Origin of the sequence: Pseudochrobactrum sp. AO18b (assembly GCF_000409565.1) — a bacterium.
Taxonomy (GTDB): domain Bacteria; phylum Pseudomonadota; class Alphaproteobacteria; order Rhizobiales; family Rhizobiaceae; genus Pseudochrobactrum; species Pseudochrobactrum saccharolyticum.
The window spans coordinates 1-9,513 of sequence record NZ_ANNO01000440.1; the positions used below are offsets into that span (position 1 = coordinate 1).

11 protein-coding genes and 1 pseudogene are annotated in these 9,513 nt (G+C 51.9%); 6 read left to right on the top strand and 6 right to left on the bottom strand.

The features are described from left to right. A pseudogene (locus tag A918_RS0116565) lies at positions 1–274 on the bottom strand (hypothetical protein); the annotation flags it as partial. Positions 275–528: 254 nt separating this feature from the next. On the opposite strand from A918_RS0116565, the gene A918_RS0116570 reads away from it, so the two are divergent. After that, positions 529–861, top strand: a complete 333-nt coding sequence (locus A918_RS0116570) for a YnfA family protein (RefSeq protein ID WP_022712137.1) — start codon at positions 529–531, stop codon at positions 859–861. A gap of 148 nt (positions 862–1,009) precedes the next feature. After that, the gene (locus A918_RS0116575; RefSeq protein ID WP_022712138.1) at positions 1,010–1,624 is read left to right on the top strand and encodes an isoprenylcysteine carboxylmethyltransferase family protein; all 615 of its coding nucleotides are present in this window, start codon (positions 1,010–1,012) and stop codon (positions 1,622–1,624) included. 66 nt (positions 1,625–1,690) lie between these two features. Here A918_RS0116575 and A918_RS0116580 read toward each other — a convergent pair whose 3' ends face one another. From A918_RS0116580 to A918_RS20865, 3 genes are all read right to left on the bottom strand, one after another. Beyond that, entirely contained in the window at positions 1,691–1,945 is a 255-nt protein-coding gene (locus A918_RS0116580; protein WP_022712139.1) for a DUF2171 domain-containing protein, read from the bottom strand. 96 nt (positions 1,946–2,041) lie between these two features. Further along, a complete protein-coding gene (locus tag A918_RS0116585) occupies positions 2,042–2,497 on the bottom strand; it encodes a GNAT family N-acetyltransferase (RefSeq protein WP_022712140.1) in 456 nt (151 codons plus the stop codon). Positions 2,498–2,721: 224 nt separating this feature from the next. Continuing rightward, positions 2,722–3,174 (bottom strand): hypothetical protein, encoded by a 453-nt coding sequence (locus A918_RS20865; RefSeq protein ID WP_022712141.1) that lies wholly within the window; start codon positions 3,172–3,174, stop codon positions 2,722–2,724. Positions 3,175–3,474: 300 nt separating this feature from the next. Here A918_RS20865 and A918_RS20870 point away from each other — a divergent pair, with 300 nt between their 5' ends. Then, positions 3,475–4,377, top strand: coding sequence for a hypothetical protein (locus tag A918_RS20870; protein WP_022712142.1), 903 nt, complete (start codon positions 3,475–3,477; stop codon positions 4,375–4,377). A gap of 5 nt (positions 4,378–4,382) precedes the next feature. On the opposite strand, the gene hdaA is transcribed toward A918_RS20870, so the two are convergent. Next, entirely contained in the window at positions 4,383–5,111 is a 729-nt protein-coding gene (gene hdaA, locus A918_RS0116600; RefSeq protein WP_028233913.1) for a DnaA regulatory inactivator HdaA, read from the bottom strand. Positions 5,112–5,358: 247 nt separating this feature from the next. Continuing rightward, positions 5,359–6,450, bottom strand: a complete 1,092-nt coding sequence (locus A918_RS20875; RefSeq protein ID WP_051139079.1) for an AI-2E family transporter — start codon at positions 6,448–6,450, stop codon at positions 5,359–5,361. Positions 6,451–6,997: 547 nt separating this feature from the next. On the opposite strand from A918_RS20875, the gene purM reads away from it, so the two are divergent. The 3 genes from purM (at position 6,998) to A918_RS0116620 (ending at position 9,482) form a co-directional block, all read left to right on the top strand. Next, positions 6,998–8,098 (top strand): phosphoribosylformylglycinamidine cyclo-ligase, encoded by a 1,101-nt coding sequence (gene purM / locus A918_RS0116610; protein ID WP_022712143.1) that lies wholly within the window; start codon positions 6,998–7,000, stop codon positions 8,096–8,098. Then, positions 8,095–8,736: a phosphoribosylglycinamide formyltransferase gene (purN, locus tag A918_RS0116615; protein ID WP_022712144.1), complete on the top strand. Its 642-nt coding sequence runs from the start codon at positions 8,095–8,097 to the stop codon at positions 8,734–8,736. Before purM ends, purN begins: the two co-directional genes overlap by 4 nt. A 233-nt stretch (positions 8,737–8,969) precedes the next feature. After that, positions 8,970–9,482, top strand: coding sequence for a DUF992 domain-containing protein (locus tag A918_RS0116620; RefSeq protein WP_022712145.1), 513 nt, complete (start codon positions 8,970–8,972; stop codon positions 9,480–9,482). Positions 9,483–9,513 lie beyond the last annotated feature (31 nt).

Below are 9,513 nucleotides of genomic sequence, written 5' to 3' on the forward strand. Positions count from 1 at the left end.
AAGAGCAGGTTTTGGCTCTGCCATATGCAGGGTCGCCGAAGACGGAGTTCGAGCAACGCACCTGCGGCTGATTAATAAAGCGCGATGTTGCCCGTCTTCCGCTGCCGTAGATTACTTCTGTCGGATAAGGAATGCGGCACACGCCCCCTTCAGAGGCACATTGCCGTACTTCCTGAGCTGATGCTGTTCCGGTATCAACTGTGTAAGCACCGGCAACGACTGCCAGAAACAACACGGCGCGGGACAGATTTGTCGCAATCGACATTGTGCTCATTTGAATTTCCTTCCTGTATGAGCTGATGCTCATGGTGAAGCCTTTAATAAAACAGAGCAGATACAGTTTCCGGCCACCGAAGCAGTCTCACCAATATACGCTCGCAGTGCCGGTTCTAGAACACAGAAATTGAACAGGAAATGAACAATCTCATCACTCTCTGTTCCGTTTTGAAATGATTGTGCGATTTCTTAAACCGGTAAGATTATTATGCTTTATGAGATTACATGCAGATATCAGGAGCACCGCCAGCTATGAACCCCGTCTCACAGATTCTTATTTATGCTTTGGCTGCGGTTGCTGAAATTGCAGGGTGCTTTGCTTTCTGGGCATGGCTGAGACTGGATAAACCCGTATGGCTTTTGCTGCCGGGCATTGCATCCCTGATCCTGTTTGCTGTGCTGCTCACATTTATTGACGCTGAGGCTGCAGGCCGTGCCTATGCGGCCTATGGCGGTATTTATATTATCGCCTCATTATTATGGCTGCGGCTGGCAGAGGATTTCTCGCCGGACAGATGGGACATTACCGGCGGTATGCTGGCACTCGCCGGTGCAGGCATCATCCTGTTTGGGCCACGCGGTTAAATCGTCTACATTCGGGCAAGGAATAAATACGGACATAAAATAATCCGCTTTCTGAAGAACAGATATGTGATCGTCATAACAGACGATCCTCTCTGCGATAATGACTCTGTTTCCATGATAGTAAATCCACAGACACAGGTCCTGCCCAATGCAATCCATGAAAGAAATGAGCCGCTATCAGGCACGCCGGCGCCTTGCCGTAGCGATTATTATAGTTCTCCTGTTCCTTGCTTTGCTTTTCGTACGCTCTGCATGGCCGCGCGGTACTCATGAATATATTGAGGCCTTCGGCCTCGGTTTTATCATGGTGGCCATTCTCGGCCGCATGTGGTGCACATTATATATCGGCGGCCACAAAGGCGCGCAGATCATTCGCACCGGCCCCTATTCCCTGAGCCGCAATCCGCTTTATGTTTTCAGCACAATCGGTGCATTCGGTATCGGCTGCCTCACCGGCAGTCTCGGTGTCGCGCTCCTGCTGACAATCGCCTGCTACATCACATTCCTGTTCGTTATTCTTGCCGAGGAAGGCTATCTCGAAAACACTTTCGGTCAGCCCTATCGTGATTATAAGCTTGAAGTGCCGCGCTTTTTCCCGCGCTTCTCGGGCTACAGAGATGTGGAAACCCTGACCATCCGTCCGAAAACGCTCTATAATACGTTCTTTGACGGGCTGGTGTTCTTTGTTGCATTTCCGTTTTTCGAAACGGTCGAGCATTTACAGACCGCGGGATTTATTCCCATCCTTTTCTACACTTATTAAGTGTTGCAAAACAAAACCCGCCATTCAGGAAATGGCGGGTTTGATTATCGGAGAACCGGAGCAGCTTCACATAGCGGCTTTACCGTCTTTCTCTTCCTCAAATGTAATCGCAACATCAGCATTGGCTGAAAGACGAACCTTGTTGCCCTCAATATCAGCAACCAGCCCCAGTGAAATATAATGATGGTGCTTATGATGTGCGCCGGCATCGTTTTTCGTGAGCTTGATACGATCGCCTTCCACATGATCGACGATGCCAACGTGAACACCGTCTGCACCGATCACTTCAAAATGCTCTTTGATTTTTGCAGTATCTACCATTGATTGTATCTCCTGTTTCAAAGCGGTTCAGAGAAAATACTCCGGTCTGACAATAACGCAGCAGCTGCATATTCGATGCAAATGATTGCAAATATTTTAGAGAGCCAGCTTCATTCCGGCGTGACTGGCTTTAAAACCAAGCTGCTCATAAAAACGGATCGCATCTTTGCGCGAGACATCCGTGTGCAATTGCACCAGACCACAGCCTTTTTCCCTGCATTGACCGATTGCCCATTCCAGCATCTGCCTACCCAAGCCCTGCCCGCGATAATCACGGGCAATCCGCACGCTTTCAATCTGCCCGCGCCACATGCCAAGTCTTGAAAGGCCTGGGATAAAACTGAGCTGAAGACAACCGGCAACCTGCCCGTCAGCTTCGACAACCAGCAAGAACTGGTTCTCGTCCCGCCCGATTGCGGCAAAGGCATCCAGATAGGCTTTGTTCAGCGGTACGGACTGATCCTCACGCGCTGCCCCCAAAACATCATCGGCAAGCATGGCCACAATTTCAATGAGATCCCGCTCTTCAGCCCGCCGGAAAATATGTGCCATATCACTCCCTCAAGATAGTTTTCCATTCCTGTTACGCAGGGAAGATAGAGCATAATTCCTTAAACTTGGATCAGTTTAAGGTGAAATTATGCTCTAATTTTAAAGTGTTAGAGCGTCCTTTGTGTGCCAAGTCTGGCACACGGCGCTCTAGCACACAGAAAGTCCTGCCCATCAAATATTTCAATCTGATGAGCAAGACCTATATCAGAGCGGAAACACAAATTTTATTTGATAACGTGCCAGTTGCCACCGACACCATCGCCTTCCATATCACCGGCTTTCTTGTCTTTAATATAGGTATAAACCGGCTTGCCGTTATAAGCCCACATGTCCTTACCGTCTGAGGCTTTCACCTTGGACCATGGCGCAACCGCTTTGGTTTTGGCGGGGGCATGATAGGCCGGCCAGATTTTCAGACATGAGGCATCGCAATTGGACATGCCGCCGCTATCCTTATCGAACGTATACAGCGTGTGCCCTTCTGCAGTGGTCAGAATTTTTCCGCCTGCCGCATCCATCATCATGCCCGGCCCGCCGGCAGCCTTATCCGTGCCATGCTGCATTTTTGTCATGTCAGTTTTCGAGGCAGCGGCTGCGGTCTGTCCCGCAAAGACCGGCGCTGCTGACAATCCCAGAACGGTGCCGAGAACACTCAATGTCAAAACAAGCTTTTTCATTTTGTTTCATACGCTCCATATTTTCCTCTGCACACAGGCCGTGTGTAATGGTCAGCTGCAGATGGCTGGTTAATCCGGCGCGGTCAGAAGCGGCCGCGCAAAAATGCTGCGCCTGCTTCGGGACTGTTTCTGGCCGATATTGTGCCGAAAATAAGTTATTTTACGCCGGACACAGAGAACAAAAGGTGAGCATAGTAACCAAATACGAAGATTCGCGCGGTAGCTTGAATACAGGCAGATTCGAAATACTCAGCTTGGTTCAGTGCATCTGAATGCTGACCGATATAAAGGCGCAGACATATGGCTCCGAGAAAAACCACTTCCCGCAAAAAGCGCCCGACGCGCGGCAAAAGCTCGGGTCAGTCCACGACTGCTGTTCTAACCGTTGGTGCAATTGTGGTGATTGGTGCTGCAGCACTCTGGGCGACATCGCAAAGCCGCAGCCCGTCTGCCAGCGTATCAGGCCTGTTCCGCACAGCGACCAATAGTTCCGCATCCCGTTCCGGTTCGACTGCTACAGCCAGTTCAGAACGCAGAACGGTGCAGACGCAAAGCAGGAATACGGAGACCGCCAGAAATACTGAACCCAATGTGACACCGCCGTCTCCAATACGCAGGCCGCCGTTGAATATCGGCCAGAGCGTTGCCAGTGAGCAGAAGTCACCTCCGAAACAGGTTGCCGCTCTTGCGCCACGTCCGGATAGCAAACCGGCGGCAGCTCAGATCGTACCGCCAAAACCTGCACCGCAGTACACCATGCCCGCTTTACCGCCGGTCGGAAAATCCGCACCGGATGACAATAGCCGTCATGCCAGCGGTGCATTCAAAGTGCCGAAAGCAATTATTGCCAGACAGGATCTGACCATTCACGAAAAAGCATGGGACAAGGCCAAGACTGTCGGCCGCGTCGAAAAAGGCCGCGAAATGCGCTCCTATGCCAAAGTCGGACGCTGGCACCGCGTGGTTGTACCATCCACCAATATTATTGGCTGGGTGCAGGAAGATCAGCTGATTATCAAAAATCAACAAGCGCAGGCACGCTCATTCCGTGCAGTCTCCGCACCGCAAGCGTCTCAACATTCCGGTATGACCACAGGGTCAATCCGCCCTGCCGCAGCACCAAACAATAATGGCACCACAGCAAAAACACAGAATAGCAGACTGGTTGCGCCGGTTTATCCGCAACAGCCGGTCGGCAAATAGAAAAATCAGTTTTGAGATGAAGTGTCAGGCAATGCATCCGCCATTGCCTGCAAAGCCTGTATTGCCAGCGCTTTAGTAATCCGGCTTTTTTGCTGCAGAGCCATATGATCGAGCAGATCAACCAGCACAATCACACTGTCGAGCGAGCGCTCAACACGGCTGACAATATAGCTGATAACCGCCGGATCAACACTGACCTGACGATCGGCGAACAGCTTGTAAATCACTGTGCTCAGCAAATAATCATCCGGCTCGGAAATATCGACAATCGTCACCGCCTTCAGACGGGAAACCAGATCAGGCAGCGTCACATTCCACTGCGACGGTTGCAATTGCGACGTCATCAGCAGTGAGGCCTGCGACTGACCGTTTTCGCAGCTGCCTGCAGTCTGCCGAATAGTGTTAATCAGGTGGAACAGACCGGTTTCATCAAAAGCTTCTGCACCGATATCATCAATCAGCACCGGACGCTGTGCAGCGATTTCCAGTGACTGTGCATCAATATCATGAGGATCGAGGATTGCCGCATCATTCTGACTGCGCCAGATGGCTGCCAGATGTGTCTTACCGGCTCCGGCTGGTCCGACAAGCAGCGCGACAGGCGACGGCCAGTCCGGCCAGCGATCAATCAGATCGACAGCCGCACGATTCGATCCGGTGACAACCAGATCATCGCGCGTAAAGCCTGGCTCATGCTGAAGAATGAGCGGCATTTGTCGGTGCTCAGCAGACATAATTACCCAAAATTATTAGCCCGAATTCCGGCCTGCTTACAAATCATACAAATTCATCACATGATTTCAGGGCGGGGTTCAAGCTGTTCCATCACAGAACCTGTCAAATCTTCAAAATACAGGTCAGAATGATGCAGTAACTGCTTTCCCCCCTTTAGAAAAGCACAACCGGCACGAATGCGCCGGTTGTCTGAGCTTATCCCCGTGACCCACAAGCCTGTGGACAAAGCTGTTGAAAACTTCCGGCTCAGTTTTCTCCGTTACTGCTTTTATACATCGGCGATTCCAGATACCGCCCGATTGCAAAACGTACCAGCACCCCGACTGCCGCCGCAGCAGGCACAGCAATCAGCATCCCCGTGAAGCCTAGGAACGAACCGAAGGCAAAAAGTGCAAACATCAGCCATACCGGATGCAGGCCAACAGATTTGCCCACCAGTTTCGGCTGCAGAATATTGCCTTCAATAAACTGGCCTGCAAAGAACACACAGGCGACGATAACAACCATCACCCAATCCGGCCAGAACTGCACCAGCGCCACACCGATTGCCAGCACCAGACCGACAATCGAGCCGATATAGGGAATGAAGCTGATAAGACCGGCGAAAAGGCCGATCAGCAAGCCGAAATTCAAACCGGTAAGCGTCAGGCCGACAGCGTAAAATGTTCCGAGAATGAGGCACAGCGTGCCCTGACCGCGGATAAAACCGGCAATCGCATCATTCATCTCACGGGCGATCTGGCGCACAGTTTTCACATGATCGCGCGGCACCCATGAATCAATCGTATTGACCATGCGGTCCCAGTCGAGAAGCATGTAGAACGCAACCACCGGTGTCACCACAAACAGACCGGCAATATCAATCAGCGACTTGCCGGAATTCCACAGCGATTGCAGCAAAGTGGTCAGAAAACCGGCTCCCTGCTTGAGAAATCCGCTCAGATTATCTTTGATGACCGTGCTGTTAATGCCGAGATATTTCTGCAGCCATTCGGAATCCTGATGGGCAATCAGCGACTGAAGCTGCGTAAAGTAACCCGGGAATTTCGAAATGAACTCGGCCAGCTGTGTAACCAGCACCGGCACGATGATGATAAGCCCCAGCACCAGCACAAAGACGAAGGTAATCAGGATAACCACGGTTGCTACCAGACGCGACATCCCGAAACGCTCAAGCCGGTCGGCCACAGGGTCAAGAAAGTAAGCCAGAGCAAGTCCGGCTACAAAGGGCAGCAAAATGGAACTGAACACGGTCAGGAAAAGAACAAAAACAACCGTTGCAAACAGCCAGAAAAAAGCCTGTTTACGCACGGTTGCACCGAGTGCACTGACCTGCACATCCAGACGCACTTCATTCTCAGTCGCGGGAATGATAACCTGTTGCGGCGTGGTTTTTACCAGCGCCTCCGACTTTGCCCGCGATGCACGGGGGGATGGCGATTTAGGTGGTGTGGTATCCGATTTACTCATATAAAACCGCCATTGCTTAAAAAGTCTGAATATGTCGCATTTCAGCCTCCGGTCAAGATAGAGCATTTCACAGTTAAGCTGGATCAACTTGACTTCTTGATTATGTCAAGCTGGATCAACTTGACGGCTGTGATAATGCGACCAAATAAAGAATCCAGAGCGAGCGCTATGATCCAATCTGGACGTAAACCGCTCTAGGACCTATCACACCTGCTTTCATTGCAGCGACAGAGTAAATTAACTGCGACATATGCTCTGCTCATCTCATAACATGGTGTTTATCAGTTAAAAATGACGAAAGATGCTTGCGGATAAAGCAATCTCGTGTCATTGCGCCTGCTTGAAGCATTAACCGCAGCCTGCCCTGCCGTTCTTCCATCGGCCTTACGGCTGCGCTGTGTATCGGGAGCTACCAATGCCACAGTCGAAAACCCCATCCACTTCAGCCGCTGACGCGAAAAATGGCCTGACCTATGCCGATGCCGGTGTGGATATTGATGCGGGCAACAGCATGGTCGACAAGATCAAGCCTCTGGTGCGCTCCACGCGCCGTCCGGGTGCTGACGGGGAAATCGGCGGTTTCGGCGGATTGTTTGATCTGAAAGCCGCAGGCTTTAAAGATCCGGTTCTGGTAGCAGCCAATGATGGTGTCGGTACCAAGCTGAAAATCGCTATTGATGCAGATCGTCACGACACAGTTGGTATTGATCTGGTTGCCATGTGCGTCAACGACCTCGTGGTACAGGGCGCAGAGCCGCTGTTCTTCCTCGATTATTTTGCCACCGGCAAACTCAATCCTGAACAGGGTGCAGCGATTGTTAAAGGCATTGCCGAAGGCTGTCTGCAATCCGGTTGTGCGCTGATCGGCGGTGAAACCGCTGAAATGCCGGGCATGTATCGTGACGGTGATTATGATCTCGCCGGTTTTGCTGTCGGCGCCGCAGAGCGCGGTCAGCTGCTGCCTGCCGGTGATCTGGAAGCCGGTGATGTTATTCTCGGCCTTGGTTCTTCCGGTGTTCATTCCAACGGTTTCTCGCTGGTTCGCCGCATTGTTGAACTGTCCGGTCTGGGCTGGCAGGATGCAGCACCTTTTGCTGCCGATAAGACATTGGGTGAAGCCCTGCTCACCCCGACCCGCATTTATGTGAAATCCCTGCTGTCGGCTATCCGCTCGACCGGCGCGATTAAAGCACTCGCGCATATTACCGGCGGCGGCTTCCCTGACAATATTCCGCGCGTTCTGCCGGAAACACTGGCGGCTGAAATTGATCTATCTGCGATTCCGGTTCCCGCTGTTTTCTCATGGCTGGCCAAAACCGGCGGTGTTGAAGCCCATGAAATGCTGCGCACCTTCAACTGCGGCGTTGGCATGATTGTTGTTGTCTCTGCTGACAAAGCGGAAACTGTTGCTCAGGCACTGAAAGCCGAAGGCGAAACTGTTGTCACACTCGGCCGCATGATTGCGCGTGAGGCAAAAGATCAGGGCGTCGTTTATCAGGGCACACTTTCCCTATGAGCCACGCGCCTTCAACACCGCGCAAACGCGTGGTCATTTTCATCTCCGGCGGCGGCTCCAATATGGAGACGCTGATCCGCGCGGCACAGGCACCGGATTATCCGGCAGAAGTTGTTGCCGTCATCTCCGACAAGGCAGAAGCCGGCGGTCTGACGAAAGCTCAGGCCGCAGGCATCAAGACCCATGTTTTTGTCCGCAAAGACTATGCTTCCAAAGAAGCGCATGAAGATGCAATTCTTGCGCAACTGGCTGCAATCGCTCCGGATATAGTTTGCCTCGCAGGCTATATGCGCCTGCTATCCGGCCGGTTCATTGCGCCTTATGAAGGACGTATCCTCAATATTCACCCTTCCCTTCTGCCGCTGTTTCCGGGTCTGCACACACATCAGCGTGCGCTGGATGCCGGTATGAAACTTGCCGGATGCACCGTACATCTGGTGACTGAAGGTATGGATGAAGGCCCGATTGTTGCGCAGGCAGCGGTGGCCATTACTGAGGGTGACACGGCTGAAACGCTGGCAGCACGCGTATTGACCGCAGAGCATCAGCTCTATCCGCAGGCTCTGCGTAATTTCGCTATGGCTTCCGGTTCTGAAAAGCATGGCAATTCAGCAACACAGATACTCATTAGCGCGTGATGAAATAACAAATTGTTAATTTCCTCTTAACGTGCCACGATATTACCCTAAATAGCCACATATCACATTTGTGCTGCATGTTCAGCAATCAGGTGATTCCCGTCATTATGGTTGCTTTTCAGGCAGAGACTTTGAGCGTTCACCCGCTTTAACTGTAGTTTCAACACGCATCTTTACCGAAAGCCATTTTACACTTTCATGGATGCGTCTAAAAATAAGAAGAGGAAGATATCATGTCTCTCCGTAACTCTGTTGCACTTATGGCCTTTTTTGCCGCCGGTACTTTTGCTGTTTCAGCATCTGCTGCCGACATGGTTTCCTCCCGTAATGCCGTTGTTCAGCCACGTTCGGAAGTCGGCGTTCTGACCTGCGATTTCCAGCCGTCAATCGGTGTTATCATTGGCAGCCGTCAGGATCTGGATTGCGTATTCCAGCCTGCACAGCGCGGTGCACCTGCCGAGCGCTATAGCGGCCAGATCACCAAAATCGGTGTGGATATTGGCTTCTACAATGCCGGTCAGCTGGCATGGGCCGTTTGGGCACCAACCGTTCGCCCTGAAGGCGCACTGCGCGGCAGCTATGTCGGCGCATCAGCCAATGCAACGATCGGTATCGGAGCAGGCACCAATGTCCTGACCGGTGGCACATGGAAGAATATTTCTCTGCAGCCGATCTCCATTCAGGGTCAGAAGGGTCTGAATGCTGCTGTTGCACTTTCCAACTTCCGCCTGAAATACGAAGGCTAATTTTTAGCTATGCTTTGAACAAAGCCCGCGC